At 61.6% G+C, this 25,898-nt stretch carries 13 protein-coding genes and 11 pseudogenes; 7 read left to right on the top strand and 17 right to left on the bottom strand.

Going from position 1 to position 25,898, the window contains the following annotated elements; translation table 11 throughout:
- Positions 1–86: 86 nt before the first annotated feature.
- Entirely contained in the window at positions 87–239 is a 153-nt protein-coding gene (locus HAP48_RS27295; protein ID WP_166208658.1) for a hypothetical protein, read from the top strand.
- A gap of 42 nt (positions 240–281) precedes the next feature.
- Here the strand turns inward: HAP48_RS27295 and HAP48_RS27290 are convergent, their stop codons facing one another.
- From HAP48_RS27290 to HAP48_RS27280, 3 genes are all read right to left on the bottom strand, one after another.
- Positions 282–527, bottom strand: a complete 246-nt coding sequence (locus HAP48_RS27290; protein WP_029084194.1) for a hypothetical protein — start codon at positions 525–527, stop codon at positions 282–284.
- Positions 528–543: 16 nt separating this feature from the next.
- Positions 544–759 carry a YgaP family membrane protein gene (locus HAP48_RS27285; RefSeq protein ID WP_224496626.1) on the bottom strand — a complete coding sequence of 72 codons (216 nt, stop codon included), beginning with the start codon at positions 757–759 and terminating at the stop codon, positions 544–546.
- A 96-nt stretch (positions 760–855) separates the two neighbouring features.
- Positions 856–1,317, bottom strand: coding sequence for a CBS domain-containing protein (locus HAP48_RS27280; protein WP_165128213.1), 462 nt, complete (start codon positions 1,315–1,317; stop codon positions 856–858).
- Between the two features lie 243 nt (positions 1,318–1,560).
- Here HAP48_RS27280 and HAP48_RS27275 point away from each other — a divergent pair.
- A pseudogene (locus HAP48_RS27275) lies at positions 1,561–2,290 on the top strand (CBS domain-containing protein).
- Positions 2,291–2,336: 46 nt separating this feature from the next.
- A complete protein-coding gene (locus HAP48_RS27270) occupies positions 2,337–2,516 on the top strand; it encodes a ChaB family protein (RefSeq protein ID WP_165129329.1) in 180 nt (59 codons plus the stop codon).
- Between the two features lie 116 nt (positions 2,517–2,632).
- Here the strand turns inward: HAP48_RS27270 and HAP48_RS50950 are convergent.
- From HAP48_RS50950 to tnpA, 4 genes and pseudogenes are all read right to left on the bottom strand, one after another.
- A pseudogene (locus HAP48_RS50950) lies at positions 2,633–3,040 on the bottom strand (universal stress protein); the annotation flags it as partial.
- A gap of 321 nt (positions 3,041–3,361) precedes the next feature.
- Positions 3,362–4,945 (bottom strand): annotated as a pseudogene (gene tnpC, locus HAP48_RS27265) (IS66 family transposase).
- Between the two features lie 83 nt (positions 4,946–5,028).
- A complete protein-coding gene (gene tnpB, locus HAP48_RS27260; protein WP_165128211.1) occupies positions 5,029–5,382 on the bottom strand; it encodes an IS66 family insertion sequence element accessory protein TnpB in 354 nt (117 codons plus the stop codon).
- 64 nt (positions 5,383–5,446) lie between these two features.
- A pseudogene (tnpA, locus tag HAP48_RS50945) lies at positions 5,447–5,845 on the bottom strand (IS66-like element accessory protein TnpA); the annotation flags it as partial.
- A 482-nt stretch (positions 5,846–6,327) separates the two neighbouring features.
- On the opposite strand from tnpA, the gene HAP48_RS27250 reads away from it, so the two are divergent.
- Complete coding sequence (locus tag HAP48_RS27250; RefSeq protein ID WP_175612290.1) at positions 6,328–6,780, top strand: hypothetical protein; 453 nt, start codon at positions 6,328–6,330, stop codon at positions 6,778–6,780.
- A 712-nt stretch (positions 6,781–7,492) separates the two neighbouring features.
- Here the strand turns inward: HAP48_RS27250 and HAP48_RS27245 are convergent.
- The 6 genes and pseudogenes from HAP48_RS27245 to HAP48_RS27220 all read right to left on the bottom strand — a co-directional run bounded on the left by HAP48_RS27245 (position 7,493) and on the right by HAP48_RS27220 (position 12,403).
- The gene (locus HAP48_RS27245) at positions 7,493–7,690 is read right to left on the bottom strand and encodes a hypothetical protein (RefSeq protein WP_166208661.1); all 198 of its coding nucleotides are present in this window, start codon (positions 7,688–7,690) and stop codon (positions 7,493–7,495) included.
- A 4-nt stretch (positions 7,691–7,694) separates the two neighbouring features.
- A pseudogene (locus HAP48_RS27240) lies at positions 7,695–8,594 on the bottom strand (IS3 family transposase); the annotation flags it as partial.
- Positions 8,595–9,962, bottom strand: coding sequence for an IS110 family RNA-guided transposase (locus HAP48_RS27235; protein WP_166204212.1), 1,368 nt, complete (start codon positions 9,960–9,962; stop codon positions 8,595–8,597).
- Between the two features lie 238 nt (positions 9,963–10,200).
- Positions 10,201–10,455: pseudogene (locus HAP48_RS27230) on the bottom strand (transposase); the annotation flags it as partial.
- A 368-nt stretch (positions 10,456–10,823) separates the two neighbouring features.
- Positions 10,824–12,013, bottom strand: a protein-coding gene (locus HAP48_RS27225; protein WP_166215951.1) for an IS3 family transposase whose coding sequence is annotated in 2 segments (ribosomal slippage) — positions 10,824–11,764 and positions 11,764–12,013 — 1,191 coding nt in all. Because the reading frame shifts where the segments join, the coding sequence is not laid out codon by codon here.
- A gap of 240 nt (positions 12,014–12,253) precedes the next feature.
- Entirely contained in the window at positions 12,254–12,403 is a 150-nt protein-coding gene (locus tag HAP48_RS27220; protein WP_156929111.1) for a hypothetical protein, read from the bottom strand.
- Positions 12,404–12,411: 8 nt separating this feature from the next.
- On the opposite strand from HAP48_RS27220, the pseudogene HAP48_RS27215 reads away from it, so the two are divergent.
- Positions 12,412–12,771, top strand: a pseudogene (locus HAP48_RS27215) (IS110 family RNA-guided transposase); the annotation flags it as partial.
- Between the two features lie 18 nt (positions 12,772–12,789).
- On the opposite strand, the pseudogene HAP48_RS27210 reads toward HAP48_RS27215, so the two are convergent.
- Positions 12,790–13,172: pseudogene (locus HAP48_RS27210) on the bottom strand (IS3 family transposase); the annotation flags it as partial.
- A 73-nt stretch (positions 13,173–13,245) separates the two neighbouring features.
- On the opposite strand from HAP48_RS27210, the pseudogene HAP48_RS50940 reads away from it, so the two are divergent.
- Positions 13,246–13,697: pseudogene (locus HAP48_RS50940) on the top strand (IS110 family transposase); the annotation flags it as partial.
- Positions 13,698–13,841: 144 nt separating this feature from the next.
- Here the strand turns inward: HAP48_RS50940 and ltrA are convergent.
- The gene (gene ltrA / locus HAP48_RS27200; protein WP_166208664.1) at positions 13,842–15,092 is read right to left on the bottom strand and encodes a group II intron reverse transcriptase/maturase; all 1,251 of its coding nucleotides are present in this window, start codon (positions 15,090–15,092) and stop codon (positions 13,842–13,844) included.
- Between the two features lie 682 nt (positions 15,093–15,774).
- Between ltrA and HAP48_RS27195 the strand changes: the two genes are divergently transcribed.
- A complete protein-coding gene (locus HAP48_RS27195; protein WP_420869910.1) occupies positions 15,775–16,323 on the top strand; it encodes an IS110 family RNA-guided transposase in 549 nt (182 codons plus the stop codon).
- Positions 16,324–16,464: 141 nt separating this feature from the next.
- Here HAP48_RS27195 and HAP48_RS27190 read toward each other — a convergent pair.
- Both HAP48_RS27190 and HAP48_RS51080 read right to left on the bottom strand, forming a co-directional pair.
- Positions 16,465–16,722 (bottom strand): annotated as a pseudogene (locus tag HAP48_RS27190) (transposase); the annotation flags it as partial.
- An 81-nt stretch (positions 16,723–16,803) separates the two neighbouring features.
- Positions 16,804–25,796, bottom strand: a pseudogene (locus HAP48_RS51080) (amino acid adenylation domain-containing protein); the annotation flags it as partial.
- Between the last annotated feature and the right edge of the window lie 102 nt (positions 25,797–25,898).

Genomic DNA, 25,898 nt, shown 5'->3' with positions numbered 1-25,898 from the left:
AAATGGATCGACCACGGCAGCAGAACCGGCAGAGGTTTGAAGAGGCGGTTGACAGCAGTGATCGCGTCGCTACGGCGGGCGCTTCGATGCCGACGTTCGAAGACTCCGCGCGGCGTCGGCATCGTCGAGGCGGCCCGACCGTCTCATGGTACGGCCGGCTGTTGATCGTTGGAGCATTGCTGACCGCCGCGGGCTGGGAGATATTCCGGTTGCTTCTGACCATCATCACCCTCGACTGAGGGTGCGCGAACTTCGATTCAGCGGAATACTGCAGCGTCGCGCTACGCCAACTCGGTCGATTCGTTCGTTTCGTACTCGTCAGTGCTCCATCTGCGGAAGTACACCGCATCTGCGCCCGGGATGCTCACGCAACGATTCGTCCCGGCAAACTGCGCGACCTTGGCGGCAGCGACCTCGTTGATTCCAAACAGCCGCTCATAATCGTGCTCGGAGATTCTCAAAACAGCGCCGGGGTCGAGGCGATCGAGCCGTGATCGCAGCTCGGCAAGAGTAAAATCTATGCTCATCAACGTTGCCAGATCTCTAGACCGAGCTGGGATTCTGCCGGGTGTTCACTCCCAGCAACGTGTAGAGCGGACAATACGATAAGAATGCGGTCGCGATCAGGATGAAGCCGAGGGTCCCGGCAACCAGCCAGCCTATCCCGAGCGAGCCATCCTTCACGGTATAAGCGGTCAGAGCCAAACCGATGATGATTCGGGCATACTGATCAACGCGTCCGACGTTCCGGGTCATCATGGTAGCCTCCTTGCCTGTGAACCGCATCTAACATCCGCCAGCATGCGCTGGAGTTGATCCGGATCAACCGCGCGTTGCCACCCGGTGGGGCGCAGCTCAATCCGTCGTCGATCTGCTGAGGCTTTGCTCGAGCGCCAGGAGCAACTGCGCACGGCCCACAATGCCAACGACCCGCGTGTCGCGAAGTACCAGCACCTGCGAGATCTGATGATTGTCCATTTCCGCGACGATCTCGTCTACCGTTGCATGCTCGTCGACGAAAACGGGCTTGCGGCTCATGACAGCATCAACACGGAGAGCCCGGGTCCGCTCGCGTACGAGCCTTCCCTCCTCCTTGCTGAGAAGCCATTCGAGCCAGAACCCTTCGGGGCAATGCACGCCGAGTTCCCTGCGATGGAGAAAATCGCCTTCCGAAATCACGCCGACTAGAGATCCGGAGCCGTCGAGCACGGGCAAGCCTCGTTGACCCGTTTCCAGCAGCAGCCGAACAGCATCAAGCAACGCCGCGCCCGGCTCGATTGTCGCGAACGAGGCGCGCATCACATCCTTTGCGAACATGCGCTATCTCCATTTAGCGATTCTAGTCTAGGATGGGCACAGCGCGCCCGCCTTGATGCACGTCAACCTTGAGACTGTGCCGGCTCGATGCTTCCGGGCCGGCGGCGAGCGGCAATCAGCTCCACGGTTGCCGACCTGGCGCGGCAAGCATCACCTGCCGACCGGCCTGGCGGATTGACGCGGATCAAGCACCAGTCGCCCTGCAACGCTTATCAGTTCAGAGATCAGCTACGGGAGGTTTCTGTGCGAGTTCATCAGATCATGGCCCGGAACGTCATTTCGATCGCTCCCGAAGCCGATATGAGGGAAGCCGCAAGCCTCATGGTCCGGCATCACATCAGCGGGTTGCCGGTTGTCGACGGGCGGCACGCGCTGGTTGGCATCCTGTCCGAGAGCGATTTTCTGCGGAGAAGTGAAATCGGCACGCAACGCAAGCGCGCCCGCTGGCTCGAATTGATCCTTGGCGCAGGCGAAGCCGCCGAAAACTACGTTCACGAGCGCGGTTGCAAGGTGGCCGAGATCATGACCGCCGCTCCGATCACGGTGGACGAACAGGTCACCTTGGCCGAGGTCGTCGAGATCATGGAGAGAAACAACATCAAGCGCGTTCCGGTCGTGCAAGACGGGAAGCTCGCTGGAATTGTGACCCGGTCAGACCTGATGCAGGCGGCGGCAAGCCTGGCCGGCCGGGTGGCCGACCCTACCACTGACGATGAACGTATTCGCGCACAAGTCGTCGAGGAGATCGAGAACAAGGACTGGTGCCCGTCCGGACTGAACGTGATCGTCAAGGATGGAATCGTTCATCTCAGCGGCACAATTTCGAAGAACCTTGTCGGACGGCCGCCATCGTTGCCGCAGAGAAAGTCAAGGGCGTAGTCAAGGTCCATAATCACCTGCGGCGGTTCGGTTCCGTATATGGCTCGTGTCTGAGCGCTCGCCCGAGGACGAGGAGTGGGCGCAGGTGGATTGACGGAGATCAACATTCCTTATCGCTCGAATGATACCTTCCGCTCCCGATCCAAAATCATCTGCCACCCCACGCCCAGGAAATCTATCGCGAGGCCCTCAATCACGGATTTGCCGCGCATGCGGGCGACCGCAGGCAGGAAGAAATCGCGTACCGGACCGCGTGGTCGGCGGTCAAGCGATCCTATGTCAAGGATGGTGATCATTGGGTTGCGCGCGCGCCTGCCTGAAGGCCCGTCAGGCCGATACGCTACAACTACTCAACGGGGAATTGCGCTGACTGTGGTGATCAATCAGTGTCGGAGGGTGGCGAGAGCGCCGCTGCCGCGGCTCCCGACTTAAGCGATTAGTGCGACATCAGCAGGCAGATTGGAGTTGCTGCAGCAAGCCGCGCGTCATGCCACCGAACATCCATTCACCCAGTTGACTGTGCGCATAGCCACCCGTAACGATAAGATCGGCGCCTTCGGTCCTCGCCAGCCTGATGAGGTACTCTGCGTCTGGCTCCGCGGTGTGGACGCGAACCTCGAACTGGCAATTGACCAGTGCCGTTCAAGGTAGCCCGCGACATCGCGCGCGCGGCTACATCTTGCTCATCCGACGCGCAGATTTCGGCGATCGTCACCTTCGAAGCCCGGATCAGGAAGGGCAACGCGTCTCGAACCGCCCGACGTGCCTCGCGGGTATCTTTCCAACCGACGACGACGCGGTCGGCCGATAACTTGGTCACACCTTCCGGCACTGACAGCGTGGGATCCATCCGCAGAATGGCCTCATCCGAATCGAGGTAGTGAAAGTAATCGGACTGAATTTTCCTGCGTTTGAAAACAACGAGATCTGCCGCCCTGGCCTGCTCCGCCAGGAACGCGGTCGGGGATTCCAGCGCACGCTGCCACTCCACCTTATCGCGCTCCCGCCCGCACCTTCCTCAACCATTCGCTCTTCGCCGCAAGATCGGCGCGCATCCGCTTGATATCCGTAAGCGCGACTTTCTCGTCACATTGAATCTCGCATAGAATCAGTCGGCCCCTACGAGAGCCAGTGGATTCGCTGCTGGACGAGAGATTATGTTATATCAGGCCGGGTTTTCGGCGCTGCGGCTTTTGGGGAAGTTGAGAGGGAGTAGATCTTCAATATCGTCGTCGTCGCGGCGCTGGGGCAATTCGGTGAGGACATGTCGCAACCATGCGAAGGGCTCAACGCTACAGGCGCGACAGGTCAGCACCAGGCTATAGACAACGGCACTGGCCCTGGCTCCATCAACGGTATCGCTGAAGAGCCAATTGTTCCTGCCACAGGCGAAGATTCTGATGTCGCGCTCAAGAAGGTTGTTATCGATCGGCATCTCGCCGTCCTCGGTGTAGCACGTCAGATATTCCCACTGATTGAGCGTATAGGAGACAGCCTCGCCGAGCTTGGTGTCGGGCACGACCTTTGGGGCGATTGCTTCGAGCCATGCCTTGAGAGCGTTCAGGACAGGAATGCTGTGTTGCTGGCGGAAGCGGCGCCTGTAATTGGCCCGCGTTTCGCCGTCATCCGGTTTTTCGTCGCGCACCTGTCTTTCAATCCGGTAGAGTTGGTCGAAGAACTTGAGGGCTTGCGCCGGCGGCCCGCCGGGTTTCTTCCTCGCCTTGAGGGCGTCGACAAAGCGCCGCCTGGCGTGGGCCACGCATCCGATATGCGTGGCGCCTTTCAACGTGCGCCAGGCCGAGTAACCATCACTCATCAAGATGCCGCGGTAGTCGCCAAGGAAGGTCTGCGGGTGTTCCTGCCCACGAACAGGCTGATAATCGAACAGCACAATCGGCTGCTCACTGTCCTCGCCGCTGCGATAGGCTCACATGTACGAGGTGCTGGAGGCTTCCTTGTCCTTTTCCTTCAATACCTGAACCGTTGTTTCGTCGCCGTGGATGAGGGCCTGGCACCCGAGCCGCAGTTTCAGTACATCGTAGATGCGGAGCAGATGTCGCTCACTCGCACCGATCACCCAATGCCCCAGAGCGCCGCGGGTGATCGTGGCGCCGGCGCGCTCGACGGCTTGTGCCAGACGGTAGAGCGGTGTGCCGTCGACGTATTTGTGAGCGAGTACGAAGGCCAACGTCGAAGGCGTGGCGATGCTGCCCGGCAAGGGCTGCACCGGCATCGGCGCGATGACAATCGGCGTGTTGATCCCGGTGCGTTCGCAGTTTCGGCATGCGTATTTGAACCGTACGTTCTGCACGACCTTGGCCTTCGCCTCGATATGGGTCTGCTCGGTAAGGCTCTCCCCCATCCGATGCATCCGGCCGGTGCAGCATGGGCAGACCTTCTGATCGTCGGGGATGTCATATTCGACGCGTTCCCGTGGCAGGCTCGAAGGTAACGGCTTGCGCCCTCGCTTCTTCCCCACCGACTTTCCAGTAGGCGACAATCCGGTATCGGGCAGATCGACGGCAGCATCGATTTCGTCAAAGATTTTATCGCCAACCGCAGCCTCTTCGGCCTCGTTAAAGACGCGATCAATGTGCTTTTCACTGCGCGCCGCATAGCGATGCAGTCGCGCCAGCGCCAGTTCCTCCTCAAGTCTGGAGACGCACTCGGTGAGCTGGCGGTTCTCCACTTGCAGCGCGGTTATTTGCGCCATCAGCTCTGTGACGCTCGGTTCGCCCGTTCGATTCATCGGATTCTTGAATCGGAAGCATGCCGTGGCGTCAAGATAGTTCAGCCGCCCGGGATATTTGCAAGCCGTAGACCGGCAATCTGTCAGCCAGCAACCCGATATTGTCGCACCGGATGGCGGACCATCGCATCGATGTCGATCCCGTCGAGGATCCAATGCAATTGTTCGCTCGTAAGTCGTACCACCGTTTCCTGGCGCCGAGGCCAACGGAACTTATCCTCGGTCAACCGCTTCAACACCATCACAAACCCTGACCGATCGAAGAACAGGAGCTTCATCCGGTCGCGACGACGGTTGCAGAAAGCAAACACAGCAGAGGCAAATGGATCGAGTGCCATCGTCTCCTGAACCAGCACCGCGAGGCTGTTGATGCCGGCCCGGAAGTCGATCGGCTCGCGGTGCAGGTAGACCTGAACGTCCGCGGCCAGTCTGAACATCGCACAACGCTCCGACTATCGCCGTCACCGCTCGTACATCACCGCATTCCAGCGTCAGCTGCAGTCCATTCGGCAGTGATGCGTTCACCTTGGCCGGAGAGGAAAGAGGGCTTGTCCGCTCAAGTTCCGAGAGCTGCACCCCAGGATCATTGGGTCGCAGGTCCTGCACAGCAGCACTGTCCTGCCTCGACATAGCCCGATCCGGGGTGCCTTCGATCTGAACCGGAATAAACGCCGGCGTCGAAGGCGGCGCGATCGCCACCGTTTCCTTCTTTGCGAACCGGTGCTGGCGTATCCACTTCCACACAAGGTTCGCATTGACCCCATGTTCGAGCGCCAGCTTGGCAACCGAAGCGCCCAGCTCAAGGCAGGCGGCGATAAGATGCTCCTTAGCTACCGGATCAAATGTTCGTCGTCCGCTCGGGTGCACAACCGTCACCCGCAGCTTCTGTCCTTCTTCCATCACGTAGTGTCCACCTCACATTTGGTGGACACCTCATGCATCAGCTCTCTCAACATAAAACGGTGCGTAGAAGGCCGCGCTTACTGATATCCTCTTCAGTAGTCTGATCGATGATCACCCCTCGGCGACAAAGGGAGGATCGATGGCGGACGCTGAAACGCCGATCATAGATGCGTGAAACTTATCCGCGATGCTTTCGGCCACGCGAATCTGTCCCTAATCCTGCTGCTGTGGGTCCGGGTGAATGGGCATCCTCTACACGCCGGGGGCACGCTTGCCGCAACGGCAACACCCGGGCGGCATACGCAGCTGGCACTTCTCTGACCAAGAGCGGAGCTTCTTTGCGCTACATCAAAAACACGGTTGCTGTATCGCGCTAGACAAGCGGTGTAGCCGAACAACCTGCCTGTCTAAAGCTATTTAGGCTATGGGCTCGGACCAACAGGTACTCCGAGCCCGCTACGTCCGAGCAGGAGGCGCGCATGTCCGGAACCTATTACGCGGATGATCTCGGTTCAGCCGTACACTACGCGCTGGAAACGACCCATGCCATAGCGGTTTGCCCTTTCCACTTGGACCAGACGATCCGTATTGGCGACGACGCGGCTGAACGCCATGCTTTCGCGCGCGCCAGAAAGATCGTCAGGCGCGATGGCACGACGTGGCAGGGAGACGCCCTTCGGAAAGAATTTGGATGCCAACTCGGCAAGGCCGCCGACCGGTACTGTCCTCGCTGCGTCCTTAAGGACGATCCGGGGCAAGGCCACGGGCTTTTCGGCTCCAATCCTCCCGGTCCTGCTTCCGGCTATGGATATGAGTACGCTATGCCGGGGCCTCACGACGAACCACAACTTGCCTGCGAGGGCTGCCGTGATCTCGTTACGCTTGAGAAGGCGAAGCTGCGGGAACAGCCAGCCGCAATCGTAAACTCTTGATCTAAGGCAAATGCCGACTTGACTGCACAAGCGAAGGCTTTCGATCCCGGATGTCGCCGATCTTTAAGTACGCGGCAATTACCGCGCGGCTCATCTCTCACGAGCAATCTTGATACAGATCATTTCCGAAACTACCAGGAATGGCACGCTGCACAATGCGAAACGAAGGAGGTTCCACATGACATCGATCTCAAAACCACAGTGTCCTCGGTGTGGTTCTGGGTTAGTCCATCTCGAATGGTATGAACGCGCCAACGCGCAGGAAGTCCAGGATCTTTGGCACTGCTGGAACTGCAAAAACCAATTCGTCACCGTCGCCACTTCTAACGAGAAGGAGCCGTCAGTCAGTGAGGTCACCGAATCATTCTTTACGAGCCTGCTAGTCTGATCAATGAAGAGCAGGTCCCATCTTATTAGGAACTCGTTCGATGCGATGTGGCCGATCCGTCGCGACATCGCCGACCTGGTACAGTCGGTTCGCCGGGCCGCACGCGACAAGCAAGCCGCCTTCTAAGGATTGCGGTGCGCGCCGGGCGTGGCCCTCGAGCGGTTCCTGCGATTGCGGACGGGCAAGCCGCTCAAACCTGGATTCAGGTTTCGCGGAAAACGCGGAAGAAGCTGTCGAACACCGGCTTCAAATGGCACTTTGGTCGCAAAGGCGTCGCTTCTAAGTGCAGCAGCGATCGACGCGCATTTTGGATCCGACGCATGATCATCGGGACACCAAGCTTCGGCAGATGATCAGAATGTCCTCCTCTTCGGCATAAAACTTGACGGTCTCGCCATCGTGAGTTTCTTCGAAAGGATGCCGGACCAGCGCCTTGTTCTTGTGGTGCGCGGCGAAAGTAGAGATGGCGTGGAGCAATTGGAGATTTTCGGTATCCTGAGCTGCTGCCGGTTTGATGGACACCCGCTTAAGCTAATCCCACCTTGCGCTCGAACTCAACCGGGCTGAGATAGCCGATGGTCGAGTGCCTGCGGGTCGTGTTGTAAAATCGTTCGATGTAGTCGAACACATCGGCGCGTGCCTCATCTCTGGTTTGATAAATCTTGTTGGCCGTACGCTCGGTCTTGAGCGAGGAGAAGAAGCTCTCCATCGCCGCGTTGTCCCAGACGTTGCCGGAGCGGCTCATGCTGCAAACGATGCCGTGGTCGGCCATCAGGCGCTGGAACTGCTCGCTGGTGTACTGGCTGCCCTGGTCGGAGTGATGCAACAGCGCATCCGGCTTGCCGCGCCGCCAGACGGCCATCAACAATGCGTCCGTCACGAGCTGTGCCGTCATGGCGGCACTCATCGACCAGCCCACCACGCGGCGTGAGAACAGGTCGATCACCGCTGCGACATAGAGCCAGCCTTCGGCCGTCCAGAGATAGGTGAAGTCGGCGATCCACTTCTGGTTCGGCCGCTCGGCGGCGAACTGCCGGTCAAGGAGGTTCGCCGGTACGGTCTCGAGCTGTCGATCGCCGCTGTCCTTCGGTAAGCGCCGACGTCGCGGCCGCGCCCGCAAGCCTTGCAGGCGCATCAGCCGCTCAATCCGGTGCAGGCCGCAATCCGCCCCGTCGGCGAGCAGGTCACGCCACACCCGGCGTGCGCCATAGGTGCGGTCGCTGGCGGCGAAGCTGGCCTTGACCTTGCCGCCGAGCTCCTCGTCGCTGCGGGATCTGGCGCTGGGAGAGCGGTTCAGCCAGGCATGGAAGCCCGACCGCGACACTCCCAGCGCATCGCATAGCCATGCCACCGGCCAGATCGTCCGGTGCTTCGCGACGAAGGCGAACTTCATGTCGCTTCCTTCGCGAAGTAGGCTGCGGCCTTCCTAAGAAACAGCCTGATTGGCGTTGCACGGAATGGCCTGCAAGACAAAGCCGAGCGATTTGGCCCGGCGCTGAAGGTTAGCGAGGACGCGGCTGCGATATTGTCGCTCATATTGGTCGGCACCTGGATCCCTGTAGCTCATGCCATGCCGGAGTGTGTTGTAGAATAAAACTGCAATCTTGCGGGCGGTCGCCGTCACCGCCTTCGACTTGCCCGCGCGTGAGGACAGCCGGCGATAGAATGCTCCGAGCGCCGTATCGCTCCGCCCCACGGTTGTGGCTGCCAATCGCAGTAGTGCGGCTGCCCGGCTGGAGGATCTCCGCGTGCGTGAAGATAGTACCTTGCCACCGGAGATTTTGTTGCCGGGTGCGAGGCAGAGCCAAGAGGTGAAGTGCTTGGCGGTTGGCCACGCCCTCAGATCCTTGCCGCACTCGCCGACGAGCTTCAATGCGAGTGACGGACCCAGCCCATGGATCTCAGTCAGATCAACGCCGAGCACACCGTACAGCGCGGTCCTGACATCGAAGGTGGGTGTGTTGACCTGCTTGGTCTTTACGCGTGGCTGGGATAGCTTTCCGACCGGCTTTGCTTCTCTGTTGCTAAGCGCGGCGATCAAGACTTCGAGCTTGCGGTCGCAGTCCAGCATCTTCGCCTGGTAGATGTCGTAGAGTTCCAGCGATTGGGTCAGAGCGAAGACATGTTCCTCCCGGTCGTTGCCGATCAGCGCCGCGCGGATCGTCTCCGTTGAAGAATGGCAGCGCACGTCTCGATAGGTTGCCAGAACGTCGGGATTGCGCTCGCCTGCAACAATGGCTCGGATAATCCGCATACCAGTCGCTCCGGTGATATCCGAGACGACATGATGGAGCTGCAGGTTCATCTCCATCAGAGCCTTCTGCATGTGCTGGATATGGGCGGCAGCATATTCAACCAGCCGCTCCCGCTGGCGCAGATAAGCGCGCAGGGTCGCAATCTCGGCATCGGGACGGAAGCTGCCGCGTAACAGCCCATAGGAATGAAGCTGGCGTAACCACGCAGCATCGCTGACATCGGTCTTGCGCCCGGGCACATTCTTGGCATACCGCGCGTTGACCAGAATGACCTCGAACCCGCGCTGCTCCAGAATCTCGTAGACCGGGATCCAATAGACGCCAGTGGATTCCATCGCGACGCTGGTCACACCGCATGTCTTGAACCAGTCCGCCAGACTATGCAGGTCCTGTGTGAACGTGCTGAACGTGCGCACTGGGACATCGGTGCAGGCCGGGTTCACGGCGGCCATGTGCATCTTTGATCCGATGTCGATGGCAGCCGCCCCGACGTTGACTGGCTTCAATTCCGGGCGATCTGCAGTTGTCGTCTTGAGCATTGCGGGTCCTCCGTCCAATCATGGGCAGGAGGGTCTGGGTTATGCCAATTTGTCATCTTCCTAATCGGGATCGCCGCCGGAGCGCCGTCACCACTCTCAAGTCCGCATGCACCCATGGACCACGTTTTTTAACGGGGACAGTGCCTCCAATAAGCTGACGGCCGCTACCCTCCCGGCCTCAGACGATAGCACAAGGCTGTTTCTACCCCGCGCAGGCACGCCACGGCGCTGGACAGTTTTTTAGGATATCCCGCTCGGCCTTCAGCTTGGCGACCTCACGGCGCAGCCGCTCGATCTCCTGCTGCTCCGGCTTCATCTGCCCGTGGCCGGGAAAGGCTTGCGCCGGGTCGGAGCCCAACTCCTTCACCCATTTGCGGAGAACATTCTCATGAACATCCAGGTCACGGCCAGCTTGCGCCACCGACACCCCACGTTGCCGCACCAGCTTGACCGCCTCGACCTTGAACTCGCGGCTGAACTTCCGTCTTTTCATCGCCACCTCCGGCTTCATGAAACACCTAATCTCGGTGTCCATCAAACCGGCAGCAGCTCAATCCTTCGGATTGGCGATGCTGCGTCCGGCTGGAAGCGTGCGAGTGCCAATCCCCGCGCGAAGGTGCGGCAGGCCTGCGGATGATGCTCGAGATGCTGTTCGACGAGGTCAGCGCCGCTATCGCGCACATTCAGAAGCTGACCGAGTTCAACGGAGCGCCGACTTCGGCTCGGGCATGAGGGCGGGTGGCATAGGTCGAAGATTGAGTCCATGACGGTCTAAAGTAGGTGTATCCCTACTGGTCGCCAGCGGTCTTTCGGTAAGCTGTTTCGCCACACGTCGATCTTGTATGACCTTGCCCCCAAGTTTTATCCAGTCCTGAGTTCGCCCCGGCTGTTGGATTTGCCCGGTTGGGCGGTGGCAGCGGCGGGAGCTGGCGCGGAGCCCTCGGCATAGCGCAGCGCCAGCTCCCGCCGCAGGTGGCAGGTGAAGGCGAACTCGGACGGCGTCTTCCATCCGAGCTGCGAGTGTGGTCGTGCCTCGTTGTAATCGACCCGCCAGCATCCGAGCGCGACACGGGCCTGGGCCAACGACATGAACAGCGTCTCGTTCAACAGTTCATCGCGCAGCCGGCCGTTGAAGCTTTCAATGAAGGCATTCTGCATGGGCTTGCCCGGCGCGATGTAGTGCCATGCCACGCGGCTCTGATCAGCCCATGTCAGGATGGCGTTGCCGGTGAGCTCGCTGCCGTTGTCGCTGACCACCATCTTCGGCTTGCCGCGCTCAATCATCAGCCGGTCCAGCTCCCGCGCCACCCGGGTGCCCGAGAGCGAGGTGTCGGCCACCAGCGCCAGGCACTCGCGGGTGCAGTCGTCGACCACGGTGAGGATACGGAAACGGCGACCATCGGTGAGCTGATCCGATACGAAGTCGAGCGACCAGCGGTCGTTCGGCGCCATCGGCACCGTCATCGGCGCCCGGGTCCCGATCGCCCGCCTGCGGCCGCCACGGCGACGCACCGCAAGCTTCTCTTCCCGGTAGAGCCGGAACAGCTTCTTGTGGTTGATCACATAGCCCTCCCGCTTGAGCCGAACGTGGAGGCGCCGATAGCCAAAGCGGCGGCGCTCGTGGGCGATCGCCCTCATGCGTTGGCGAAGACCGGCATCGTCCGCCCGGGTCGTCTGGTATCTCATGGTCATGCGACAGCAGCCGATGGCTTTACACGCCCGCCGTTCGCTCATCCCGAAGGCGTCTCGGAGATGGGCGACAGCTTTCCGCTTGGCCGCGGGCGTCACCATTTCTTTCCCACGAGGTCCTTCAAGGCTGCGTTGTCCAGCATGGCGTCGGCCAGCAACCGTTTCAGCCGCGTGTTCTCATCCTCCAGCGTCTTCAGCCGCTTGGCCTCCGAAACCTCCAGCCCGCCGAACTTGGCCTTCCATTTGTAGATGCTGGCGTCGCTGACGCCATGCTTGCGGCACAGATCGGCGACCGACACGCCGGCCTCATGCTCCTTCAAGATCCCGATGATCTGCTCTTCCGAAAAGCGGCTGCGCTTCATGCTCTGGTCCTTGTCGTGGGCCAGAACGAACTTCAAACTGGATTAAACCCGCGGGGCAAGGTCAGCCGGGCAGCGATACTCGCCTTTCTTCCCGGGCTGTGATGATAATTCGAGGCGACGAAAACCGGCGCCGCAGCAGGAACATATTACGTCGCTCTTTCTCATCTCTGAGCCTCACACTGCGCGCTGTCATGAATATATAGCAAGGCTTAGTTGCAGCCGAGTTCGATATGTCAGAAATTATGATCCGCTGTCCGGTGACGAGTCAGGCCGTGCTGACTGGCCTGAGAGTTGCCCTCGCTCAAGCACGGCCTTGGTCTCGAACCAGGCGACGATTGATTCGACCAGCGCGATGCCGATTGCCGCCATTATCCGAATCAGCTCGATCATGATCGGACAGGATCACCAAGCAGGGCCGCGGCCAAGCTCGCGGAATGCTCGTCGAAGCAGCATGGGCTGTAGCCCGTTCGCCGGGACCGCTGCGTGCATTCTTCCAGGGCGTGGCTTCACGACGCGGCAAGCACATCGCGGCAGTCGCGACGGCGCGGAAGCTGACGATGATCATCTGGCATATGCTGACTAAGAGCACTGACTACATCTGGACCAGGCCGGCCCTGCTGGCACGCAAGTTCCGGAGCATCGAACTGCGCGCTGGATTACCCACCAGCCATGCCAAGCGTGGATCGGCCTATGATTACAACATCCCCGCGAAGAGAGCTGAGGAACGAGCACGCGTGGAATCCGCCGAGAAGGAGTACTTGTGTCCGGTCGCCAGGATCGTGGACGAAATCCATCGCCCAGGTCTCGTTCGATCGTGTCGCCGGCCTGCGATCATCGCGCAGCTTGGCCTTGACCCGGCGCTTGGGCGTTCTGTTGCGCAATTGCAGGCCCAATTCGCGATAGATGCGCCGCGTCTTGTTCTGGCCATGGCGCCAGCCTTCACGACGCAGCAGGACGTGAACACGGCGGTAGCCGTAGCGGATGCGAATATTGCAGATCTCCTTGATCTTCTGTTCGAGGTCAGCCTGGCCGGAGCGACGGGACTTGTAGTGATGGATCGAGCGGTCAAATTCGAGAGCGTCACAGGCCCTGCGGATCGAGACCTGCCATTCGCTGCGGACCTCGTCGACAGCTTGCGCTTCCGGCCAGGCTTCATAGCTAATGCGATGGTCTGCCCCGCCGAACCCGCGCATACTGCGCGGCGAGTTTTCGACCGAGAAAGGACCAGAAAAATGTTGCGCAACAAGCCTCAGCCTGCCGCTGTCTTCGGCATCGATATCGGAAAGAATGTTTTCCATGTCGTAGCAACAGACGCACGCGGTAGAGTCATTCAAAAAGTAAAGCTCCGCCGCGACACACTTTGCAGTTCTTCGACGCCGCGCAGCGTACGGCCGTCGCGATGGAGGCTTGCCCAGGCTCCCAATGGCTGGCGCGCAAGTTACAAGAGCTTGGGCACGTGGTCCGAGTGATACCTGCGCAGTTCGTGAAGCCCTACGTGAAGTCCAACAAGAACGATATCATCGATGCGGAAGCGATCGCCGAGGCCGCCACCCGACCCGCGATGCGCTTTGTTGAGATCAAATCGGAAGCCCGGGTCGACATCCAGGCGCTGCACCGCATCCGAGATCAGAAGGTTGGCCTGCGAACTCAGCTCGTCTGCCAAATGCGGGCATTTTGCCTCGATCGTCGCTGAGATACCTGACCCCCGCGGCCTATGCCGCCCACCTCACCGCAACGGACGATCGGCTGCGGTCGAGTCGCCCGGGGGAATTTCACCCCCAGGCGCTCACGAATCCGGACGTGAAGCTCGCGCTTCATCCGGCTTCTATCATCCAGCCGTTGGTCTGATGCCGACTTTCCACAGATACAGCAGGCTTGGCGCTCGTTTTGCGAGACGTCCTAGCCAGGATATGGCCGCAGTTTTCCGGCGCTTGAACCTTTTATATTTCCCCATCACCCACCGGGTGAGCACCATGTTGACGTGACGAAGGACGTTGACGCACTCCGAGCGGTAAAACCGCCCGTAGTAGTTCAGCCATCCTCTCGCGACAGGGTCGATCAGTTTGGCTAGGTCTTCCAGCGTTTGGTTGCTCCTGCTTGTCACCCGCCATTCGCGGATAGCCTGCCGGATTCCCTTGGCTGCCTTGCGGCTGATGGCCGGTGCGAAGCTGACAAACTTCTCACCCTTGCTGTCCCGAGCTTTGCGCGGCCGGAACGTGTAGCCGAGGAAGTCGAACGTGATTTGCTCGTACCCTCCGCTCCGATTGTTGTCCTTGCAGTAGACGATCCGGGTTTTCTCCGGGTGGAGTTCCAGACCGCACTCGGCAAGGCGATTACGGATCGCTCCCAGTACGGCTTTGGCCTCCTCCTCACTCCAGCAATGGACGATCGCATCATCAGCGAATCTTTCGAAGCGCAGGTGTGAGAAGGTCCGTTGCATCCATGCATCGAAACAATAATGCATGAAGAGATTGGAGAGTACGGGCGAGACGACAGAACCCTGAGGGGTTCCTCGTGTTCGCTCGTCGCGGGTCCCGTCTTTCCGCTCCACGGTGGCTTGCAGCCACCGTCTGACGTAGAGACGAACCCAGCCCAATTCCACATGGTGGGCTACAGCTTTTTCCATCAGGTCCCATGGAATCGTATCGAAGAACGACTTGATGTCCAAGTCTATGACCCAATCGAATTTCCAGCAGCGCTCGCGCGCCTTCCCCACCGCATCGAGCGCAGAGCGTCCGGGCCGATAGCCGTAAGAGTCGGGGTGGAAGACTGGCTCCACTTCCTTTTCTATGACCATCTTTGCGACCGTCTGGGCCACTCGGTCTCCGACGGCGGGAATGCCGAGTTTCCTGACACTCTTGCCATCGGATTTGGGGATTTCCACGAGACGAACAGGCGGTGGAAAATACGTCCCCGACGACATGCGATTCCAGACCTTGTAGAGATTCCTCTTCAGGTCCTTTTCGAACGCCGCGACGGAGACGCCATCCACGCCCGCGGCCCCTTGGTTTGCTTTGACCTGTTTCCAAGCCTGCCAAACAAGGTGCTTGGAGATATCATACGGCTTTGCCTCGGACATCAGTTCATCCCCATTGCGGGTTGGCTGTTGTCGTTGGCCAGATGATCGGGTCCCTTCGCTCCACCTGCATTACCAGGCTTCATCACTACTGCGAACCCGTCCGCCCCTGCGCCGTGCATCGGTACTCTCCCCTCAGCGGTGCTGCCGCTTTCAGGTTCTCCCTTGGCATCACGACACAGGTTCCCACGTTCCGTGTAAGAGCCTGCCATCAGGATCGCGCCGCCTCTACACCGGTCGTCACCCATCCAGTAACCAGGCTCCCGATAGGCTTGCTCCCAAGGAAGGGTTGAACCCTTGGTTTCGACAACGTCTGTACTGGTTTTCGATGCTTCATCGGCGGTTCGCTTCCGCTCGCCTTCCTGAGGCTTACCTGACGGGCTTGCGCCCGCCTTTTCCAACAACGCTCACCACCTCGACCGTTGTGTCGAAGCAGCTTGTGGTGGTTTGGACTCTGATCCTGCAATCCGAGCCCGAGGGGCCTACCCTCATCTCTTGCACAGCAAGGCTGCTTGAAGGCTTTAGGTCAATTGATCTACCTCCTTCTTCGCGCCGTCGTGGCGCACCAACCCCGACCAGCTCCGCCGATCGTCCGTTGCTCCACCCGCGCCACTTGGCGTACAAAGCCCCGAGACTCTAACTGCTGCCGGATGAAAATTCAGTGGCAGGTCACATCGAACACCGCATCGCCGAGATCACTCGTGAAATCGAGGCTTTGGCGGCGAGTGACGAACGAACGCGCCGGCTCATGACTGTTCCCGGGATAGGCCCACTGGTGGCGACGGCATTCGTCGCGAGCGCCGGCAATGCTAGTCAGTTCCGAAGGGCCAAGGACCTCGCCGCGTGGCTTGGGTTGGTCCCTCGCGAACACTCAACGGGTGGTAAGACGACCCTCCTCGGGATCAGCAAAAGAGGCAATCACTACCTCAGACGGCTGCTGATTTACGGCGCAAGGTCATGCGTCATGCATCTGAACCGTACTTCCAATCGCCTGGGTTCGTGGCTGACCGGCCTCGAAAAGCGCATGCATACCAACAAGGTCACCGTGGCCCTGGCTGCAAAGATTGCGCGGGTGGCCTGGGTCATCCTTTACGCGGCCCGGCTCGACCTACGAGCGGCGCCTTCCCGCATTCCCGCAAGCCCGGGCAGCAGACTGCGAGGTTCGAGTCCTGATGACGAGACAGTTGATCGGCGCCGCGTAAGCCCTTCGCCGAAAACATGCCCGATTAACTAAACTATCTGGGAACGCGGCGTGCTGATCTCATCATGGCCTGGCTGCAACCGCAGCCCACTCGCGAGAGGCCGGATACATTTACGCAGACTGTCGAAGTCGGATCGCTCAAGAGCCTTGCACGGGCGGGGCAGACCATACATTTCGGCGGATCACGTCCTGCAGCATCTCCTTGTCGAGCGACAGATCGGCGACCAGCTTCTTCAGCTTGCCATTCTCCTCCTCGAGCTGCTTTAACCGTCGCATCTCGTTCGGCAGCAGCCCGTCATACTTCTTCTTCCAATTGAAGTAGGTCGCCTGGCTGATCCCGGCCCTGCGGCAGATCTCCGCCACCGCACCCCCGTCGCTGCCCTGCTTCAGGATGAACGCCTTCTGGGCGTCCGAAAACTTCGAGGCCTTCATCGTCGTCGCTCCTCCCAGCCGGGTGGATTTACGCAGCGCAAACTCTAGCCAAAAATGGTCCAGTTTGCCGGCCTCAGATCATCACGTCGGTGAGCTATTTAAGGCTCTTGATAACGAGCGTGCCAGGACTTTGCGGTTTTCTGGAGTGTTCATCATCGTCGCGTGATTGCCTGGAATCGGTGTGGTATCAATGGCCGCTGCACTCAAAACCCTGTCCCAGCCTCGCATCGGCGAGCTCATCTCTGGAGCTATTGAGCTCTTGTCTATTCGTGCGCGACAACTTACGGAAGAATCCGTCGCGTAAAACTGATGTACCTCAATTGGCAGCGACGGAGCCCGATATAGCTGCAGCGCCCTTTGAAATTGCTCAATTCTCTCGTACATCAAAGCATCATTGTGATCCGGAAGTATAGCTCCTATTTGATGAGCCTTCTCAAGTAGTTGAGCAATTGAACTGTGCCGTGCAAAGCGCTTTAATAGTTTAAAGTGCTCGTCCTCAAGGGGTTCAAGAGTTTCTAGCACCACTTCGCATACCATCTGGGTGGGCGTCATGCCGGCTGGCTTTGCGGGTAGCGTAACATCAATGAACGCCATAAATGAGACAGTTTCATTGAGGCTCAGTAACTGCTCGGCTATGGCGTAAGCCAATATTCCGCCTGATGAGTATCCAGCAAATCGATATGGACCCCGGGACCGTATCTCCCTGATCGCCGGAATAACTTGCGAGGCTATCGCTTCAAGAGCTGGTGAACAAACTTCACTGAAAGAAGGCCACGGTAGACCATAGATTGGACAGTCCGCGTCCATTTCCTCCACCAAGTTGAGGATATAGGAACAATCTCCTAAGCCTGTGGGAACAAAGAACAGCGGCGGCTGCGATCCGGTTGCGCGAACACAAATCACTCCCGGACTACTGGGCTGTGGCTCCAAATGAACCTTCAATGCAAGTTCCTTCAGAACAGGAGCTTGGAAGAGATCGGCGGCGGTAAACTTGAACCCTGCATCGAGCGCTCGGCTGAGAAGCCGCACCGCTAGCAGTGAGTGCCCGCCCAGTTCGAAGAAGTCGTCGTGGCGTCCGACCCGCTCAACACCGAGCAGCTCGGCCCAGATCTGTGCTAGCGCGGGCTCGATCTCGCCTTGCGGCGCCTCATAGGCGGCGCGCGCATACGCCTCATCGTCCGGCGCAGCCAGCGCCTTGCGGTCCAGCTTGCCGTTCACCGTCAGCGGCAGCGCCGCCAGCCGCACGAACGCCGATGGCACCATGTACTCCGGCAGGTGCGCACTTATGTGCGCGCGCAAGGCGCCGGCAAGCTCGCTTCCCTCCAGCCCGTTCGAAGCTGCTTCCGGCGCGCACACCACATAGGCGACAAGACGCTGCTCGCCGCCGGGGCTCTCGTGCGCCACCACCACCGCCTCGCGCACGAACGGGTGCTCGCAAAGCCGCGCCGCGATCTCGCCCGGCTCGATCCGGAAACCGCGGATCTTCACCTGGTCGTCGTTGCGGCCCAAAAACTCCAGATTGCCGTCCGGTAGGTAGCGCGCCAGATCGCCGGTGCGGTACAGCCGGTCGCCGTCCACAAAGGGACTGGCGATGAACCGCTCCGCGGTCAGCTCGGGCCGGTTCAGGTAGCCGCGCGCCACCCCCGCCCCGCCGACGTAGAGCTCCCCGACCGCGCCAAACGGCACCGGCCCGCCATGATCATCCAGCAGATACACCCGCGTGTTCGCAATCGGGCGGCCAATCGGGACAATGGCCCCATCAAACCCATCGGGGCAACTCCAGGTCGCCGCACAAACTGTTGCTTCGGTAGGTCCATAAGCATTGATAATGGATGCTGGAGCTAGACTCCGGATCAGTTCTGCCTTCGGCAGCTCTCCAGCAAGAATGAGAACTTGCGATCCCAAGCCTTCCAGCTTCTGGCTTCCCTGAAGCAAGGCTGGAGGCAGCGTCGCGTGCGTGATGGCTTCGCTTCGCAGATAATCCGATAGCTTGTTACTCGATTGACGGAGCTCATCCGCAGGCAAATGCAATGCGGCTCCCGAACCAAACGCCATAACAAGCTCCGAGGCGCTTGCATCAAAACCGAAGGAGGCGAACTGCACCACGCGGCTGTTGCAACAAACGCCAAAAAGCCCGATCTGAGCCAAGCTGAGATTGACCAAGCCGCGATGCTCGACCATGACCCCCTTGGGGGTGCCTGTTGATCCGGAGGTGTAGATCACATAGGCGAGATGGCGCGAGGTCAGGCCGAGCGCACGCGGGTCCGGATCCGACGCCGGCAGATTTGCCCATTCCGGCGTCGCCGCCAGATCCACCACCGTCAGATCGCGTAGCGCATCGTCGCCCAGCGCCGATCGCCCCGCTGCATCGGCCAGCAGCACTCGCGGCGCCGCATCGTCGAGAACCTGCCGCAGCCGCGCCGGCGGATAGGCCGGGTCCAGCGGCAGGTACGCCCCGCCCGCCTTGAGGATCGCCAAAAGCCCGACCACCATCGCCACGCTGCGCGCAACGCAGATCGCCACCGGCTGATCCGGCCTGACCCCGAGCCCGATCAGATGATGCGCCAGCTGGTTGGCATGCGCATTGAGCTCGCCATAGCTGACGCGCTGGTCCTGATAGACCACCGCCACCGCCTCCGGCGCTTTTTGCACCTGCGCCTCAAACAGCTCATGGATGCACTGCTGCTCAGGATACGTCACCGCCGTCCGGTTCAGTTCCTCCAGCAGATATGCGCGCTCGTCGGCTGGCAGCAGCTCAATCCGCCCGACCGCTTGCTGCGCATCGGCAACCATCGCCCGCAGCAGCGCCAGCAGATAACCACGCTGCCGCTCGATGGTCGCGCGATCGAACAGCGCCGTGGCATAACCCAGCGTGCCAGCAATCACCTCACCCTGCTCGCCAAGGCTCAGCTCCAGATCGAACTTGACCTGATCGAAGCCGTCTGCCGCCGCCTCCACCATCAGCCCAGGAAGGTCGAACGTCCCAGCGGCGTTGTTCTGCCAGGCCAGCATCACCTGGAACAACGGCGTGTGATCAAGAGCCCGGGGCGGCTGCACGATCTCCACCACCTGCTCGAACGGCAGGTCCTGGTGCTCCTGCGCTCCCAAGGCCGTGCGCCGCGTCCGCTCCAACAGCTCCGACACGCTCGGCTCGCCCGACAGGTCCAGCCGCAGCGCCAGGGTGTTGACGAAGAAGCCGATCAGCTCTTCGATTTCGCGGCGACCGCGATTAGCGCTCGGCACGCCAATCGCAAGATCGTCCTGTCCCGACAGACACGACAGCACCGCGGCCCACCCCGCCAGCACCGTCATGAACAACGTCGTGCCTTGCTGCAGGCCCAGCCGCTTCAGCTCCCGCGTCAGCTCCGCATCAATAACGATCGGGACCGTCGCCCCCGCAAACGACTGCTGCGCCGGCCGCGGCCGGTCCGTCGGCAGCGCCAGACGGGCCGGCGCGCCAGACAGATTGTTGCGCCAATACTGCGCCTGGCGCTGCAGCCGCGCGCCCGACAGCCACTGCCGTTGCCAGGCGGCATAGTCCGGATACTGGATTGCAAGCGGCGGCAGCGGATCGCCTTCTCCGGCCACGAACGCCCGGTACAGCTGACTGAGTTCATGCGCCAACACGCCCAGCGACCAACCATCCGAGACAATGTGATGCTGCGTCAGCAGCAAGACGTGCTCCTCATCCGAGATCCGGATCAGCCGGCCACGGATCAGCGGGCCACGCGCCAGATCGAACGGCGTGCACGCCTCTTCCCTGCACAGACCCAATAGCGCCTCGTCCGCATCCGGCCTGTCCCGCAGATCGTGCTCCACAACCGGCAGCCCCGCATCCTCCGGCAGCAGCTCCACCCAGGGCTTGCCCTCCGGCGCGACAAACACGCTGCGCAGCGCCTCATGGCGCGCCAACACACGGTCCAGGCTACGCTGCCAGGCGCTGCGGTCGAGCCCACCCTTGAGCCGCCACCCGAGCGGAATGTGATAGTTCGTGCTGCTCTGATCCAGCTGCGCCAAAAACCACAGCCGCTGCTGCGCAAACGACAGCACAAGCGGCGCGTCACGCGACACCGGCGCAATGGCTGGCAGGTCTTGCGCGCCGGAGCGGCTCAACTCATCCATGATACTCGCGGCCAGATCGGCCAGCACCGGTTTGGCAAACAGCGTGGTCAGCGGCAGTGTGAAGCCAATGGCCTGCGAGACCCGGCTCAACAGCTGCACCGCCGCCAGCGAGTGCCCGCCGAGCGCAAAGAAGTGGTCGTGGCGTCCGACCCGCTCAACACCCAGAAGCTCGGCCCAGATCTGTGCCAGCGTGGTCTCGATCTCGCCTTGCGGCGCCTCATAGGCGGCGCGCGCATACGCCTCATCGTCCGGCGCAGCCAGCGCCTTGCGGTCCAGCTTGCCGTTCACCGTCAGCGGCAGCGCCACCAGCCGCACGAACGCCGATGGCACCATGTACTCCGGCAGGTGCGCACTTATGTGCGCGCGCAAGGTGCCGGCAAGGTCGCCGCCATCCTGTCCGTTCGAAGCTGCCTCGGGCGCAGACACCACATAGCCGACAAGGTGCTTGTCGCCGCAGCCATCCTCGCGCGCCACCACCACTGCATCACCCACCGCCGGATGCTCGAGGAGCCGCGCCGCGATCTCGCCCGGCTCGATCCGGAAGCCGCGGATCTTCACCTGCTCGTCGTTGCGGCCCAAAAACTCCAGATTGCCGTCCGGCAGGTAGCGTGCCAGGTCGCCGGTGCGGTACAGCCGGTCGCCCTCGACAAAGGGACTGGCGATGAACCGCTCCGCTGTCAGCTCAGGGCGGTTCAGATAGCCGCGCGCCACCCCCGCCCCGCCAATGTAGAGCTCCCCCACCGCCCCGAACGGCACCGGTGCCCCATGACCATCCAGCAGATACACCCGCGTGTTCGCAATCGGACGGCCAATCGGGACAATGGCGCCATCAAACTCAGCCGGACAACTCCACGCTGTCACGTCGATCGCAGCTTCCGTCGGACCGTACAGATTGTGCAGGGCCGTCCAAGGCAAGAGGCGCCGAACCTTATGCACACTGGCGGCAGGAAGCGCCTCGCCGCTGCATAAAACTCGTCCCAGCGATGTGCAGCGGTCAACACTCTTCGCATCCATAAAGCTGACCAGCATGGATGGCACGAAGTGAACCGTCGTAATTCGCTGGTTGATGATCAAGTCGACCAATGCGTCGGGATCTCTGTGCGCACCGGGCGGCGCCAGCACCAGGGTTGCCCCTTCAAGCAAGGTCCAGAAGAACTCCCAGGCCGAGACATCGAAGCTAAATGGCGTCTTCTGCAACACGACATCAGTTGCGTTGAGACCATAGGCGTTTTGCATCCAGATCAGGCGATTAACGATAGCCCGATGCTCATTCTGTGCCCCCTTGGGCGAACCGGTTGATCCGGAGGTGTAGATCACATAGGCGAGATGGCGCGAGGTCAGGCCGAGCGCACGCGGGTCCGGATCCGACGCCGGCAGATTTGCCCATTCCGGCGTCGCCGCCAGATCCACCACCGTCAGATCGCGTAGCGCATCGTCGCCCAGCGCCGATCGCCCGGTTGCATCGGCCAGCAGCACTCGCGGCGCCGCATCGTCGAGAACCTGCCGCAGCCGCGCCGGCGGATAGGCCGGATCCAGCGGCAGATAGGCGCCCCCCGCCTTGAGGATCGCCAACAGCCCCACCACCATCGCCACGCTGCGCGCAACGCAGATCGCCACCGGCTGATCCGGCCTGACCCCGAGCCCGATCAGATGATGCGCCAGCTGGTTGGCCCGCGCATTGAGCTCGCCATAGCTTACGCGCTGGTCCTGATAGACCACCGCCACCGCATTCGGCGCCTGGCGCACCTGCGCCTCAAACAGCTCATGGATGCACTGCTCCACAGGATACGGCGCCGCCGTCCGGTTCAGCTCCTCCAGCAGATAGGTGCGCTCGTCCGCTGGCAGGATGTCCAGCTCCCGCACTGGCGTGTTCGGCGCCCGCTCCAGCGCCGCTGCCAGCTGCGCGAGCGTCTGCTGCATGTAGCCGCAGATCCGATCCGCCGAGATTGGCTCCACCCCCTGCGCCGTCAGCCCGAGCGCCTCGCCAAAATCCTCCACCGACAAGGTCAGCGGATAGTTGGTGCGCTCCTCCTCGCCCAGCCATTCCACGCCGGACAGCGCATCATCGGCTGCGGAGGCGGTGACCGCCGCCGGCGTGTTGTGGCGGTAGTTCAACAGCGCGCTGAACAGCGGCGCCGGCGCCGCAACGGCGCTGCAGCGCTGCGCCAGCGCCAGCGAGGCATGCTCGTGCGCCAAGAGCTCGACCAGCCGGGCATGCGTGGTTCGCACGCTCGCCTCGACCGCGGTGCCGTCAAGATCAAGCCGCAGCGGCAGGGTGTTGATGAACAGGCCCATCGCGCGGTCGGCGCCCGCCCCGCCATGCATGCGGCCGAACAGCACCGTGCCGAACACCACCTGCTCGCGGCCGCTGCTGCGCGCCACCACCTGACCCCAGGCCAGATGGCACAGGCTGGCCAGGCTCACCCCCAGCCGCCGCGCCTGGCTGCGCAGCCGCGCGTTCAGCTGCTGCGGCAGCATCCGCTGCGCCTCTCGAACCCCGCCGCCGTCGCCGCGCACCTCGCTCAAGCCGAACGGCGTGCTCGGCTCGTCGATGTCTGCCAGCAGCTCCCGGAAGAACGCTTCATCCGCCTTGGCATCAGCGCCGAGATGCGCCTGCGCCACCAGATTGCGGAACGGCTGTGGCTCGCTCAGCTCGTGCTCGCGTCCCTCCAGCACAGCCTGGACCTCGGCACGCATCACCTCCAGTGTCGTGTGATCCCCGATCAGATGATGCTGCAGCTCCAACAGCAGCCAGCGCCCGCTGCCGGGCTCGCGCGCAATCACAAACCGCAACAAGGGCGCTCGGCCAAGATCGATGCGGTGCTGGCGCGGATCAAACCGATCCTTAAGCTGCGCGGCGCCAGGACCAGCAGACCCGTCCAGCTCGACCTCGCTCACCTCCAGCGATGCGTGGCGCCAAACCACCTGGGCCGGCCGCGACAATCCCTCCCAGACAAACGAGGTACGCAGGATGTCATGTCGATCCACCACCCGCTGGACCGCGGCAAGATAGCGGTCCAACACGCCACGCTCGGCAAACGCCATCTGCGATACCAGCAGGTACGGATCGCCCTTTGTCGCCAACAGATGATGGAACAGGATGCCGTCCTGCAGCGGCGACAAGCCATAAATGTCCTGGATGTTGCCGATCCCGCCGGGTACCGTGGCGATGATCCGATCGATCTCGTCCTGCGCCAGCTCGATGAGCGGCAACATCTCTGGCGTGATCGCCGTACTCTGTTCGGTGATCCGATTGGCCGGGACCGCCACCTCCTGATGACTGCCCAGGCTTGCGGCCTGATCGGCCAGCACCGGCCTGGCGAACAGCGTGCGCACCTCAACCCCCAGCGACCGCCGCCGCAAACGCTCGATCAGTTGCACCGCCAGCAGCGAGTGCCCGCCGAGCGCAAAGAAGTGGTCGTGGCGTCCGACCCGCTCAACACCCAGAAGCTCGGCCCAGATCTGTGCCAGCGTGATCTCGATCTCGCCTTGCGGCGGCTCATAGGCGGCGCGCGCATACGCCTCATCGTCCGGCGCAGCCAGCGCCTTGCGGTCCAGCTTGCCGTTCACCGTCAGCGGCAGCGCCGCCAGCCGCACGAACGCCGATGGCACCATGTACTCCGGCAGGTGTGCACTTATGTGGGCGCGCAAGGCGCCGACAAGCTCGCTTCCCTCCAGCCCGTTCGAAGCTGCTTCCGGCGCGCACACCACATAGGCGACAAGACGCTGCTCGCCGCCGGGGCCCTCGTGCGCCACCACCACCGCCTCGCGCACGAACGGGTGCTCGCAAAGCCGCGCCGCGATCTCGCCCGGCTCGATCCGGAAGCCGCGGATCTTCACCTGGTCGTCGTTGCGGCCCAAAAACTCCAGATTGCCGTCCGGTAGGTAGCGCGCCAGATCGCCGGTGCGGTACAGCCGGTCGCCGTCCACAAAGGGACTGGCGATGAACCGCTCCGCGGTCAGCTCGGGCCGGTTCAGGTAGCCGCGCGCCACCCCCGCCCCGCCAATGCAGAGCTCCCCCACCGCCCCGAACGGCACCAGCCCGCCATGATCATCCAGCAGATACACCCGCGTGTTCGCAATCGGGCGGCCAATCGTCTCAACGACAACGTCCCCCCTTCGCACGCAGATCCAGGTTGAGTACGTGGTGGTTTCAGAAGGCGCGTACAGATTACAAATCTTCTGGACCCGACTGCTCGCAAAGATCTTCTCGATCAGTTCCGCCGTCAGCCACTCGCCCGCCAAATTGACGACGCTGGTCGAAGCCGGCACTGCTTTCCTGTCGACCAGAGCGGCGATCGCAGAGGGCACTGTGTTGATCAAAGAGATATCCAAAGACCTCTCGGCCAGCGCCAGCGCATTCTCGACAAGGTAAAGCGTGCTTCCTTGCGAAAGCGGAACGAAGCACTCATAGACGGACAGATCAAAACTGATCGAGGTGGCGAACAGCGTGCGGCTGATCTCTGATGCCGTAAACACGTCGCTGCTCCAATGCAGCAGGTTCACCGTGCTCGCATGCTCAATCATGACCCCCTTGGGGGTGCCTGTTGATCCCGAGGTGTAGATCACATAGGCGAGATGGCGCGAGGTCAGGCCGAGCGCACGCGGGTCCGGATCCGACGCCGGCAGATTTGCCCATTCCGGCGTGGCCGTCTCCAGATCCACCACCGTCAGATCGCGTAGCGCATCGTCGCCCAGCGCCGATCGCCCGGTTGCATCGGCCAGCAGCACTCGCGGCGCCGCATCGTCGAGAACCTGCCGCAGCCGCGCCGGCGGATAGGCCGGGTCCAGCGGCAGGTACGCCCCCCCGCCTTGAGGATCGCCAGCAGCCCGACCACCATCGCCACGCTGCGCGCAACGCAGATCGCCACCGGCTGATCCGGCCTGACCCCGAGCCCGATCAGATGATGCGCCAGCTGGTTGGCCCGCGCATTGAGCTCGCCATAGCTTACGCGCTGGTCCTGATAGACCACCGCCACCGCATTCGGCGCCTGGCGCACCTGCGCCTCAAACAGCTCATGGATGCACTGCTCCACAGGATACGGCGCCGCCGT

This window comes from Bradyrhizobium septentrionale, assembly GCF_011516645.4.
Lineage (GTDB): Bacteria > Pseudomonadota > Alphaproteobacteria > Rhizobiales > Xanthobacteraceae > Bradyrhizobium > Bradyrhizobium septentrionale.
The sequence above is the reverse complement of the archived record's forward strand: the minus strand, read 5'-3'. Positions and strand labels throughout refer to the sequence as shown.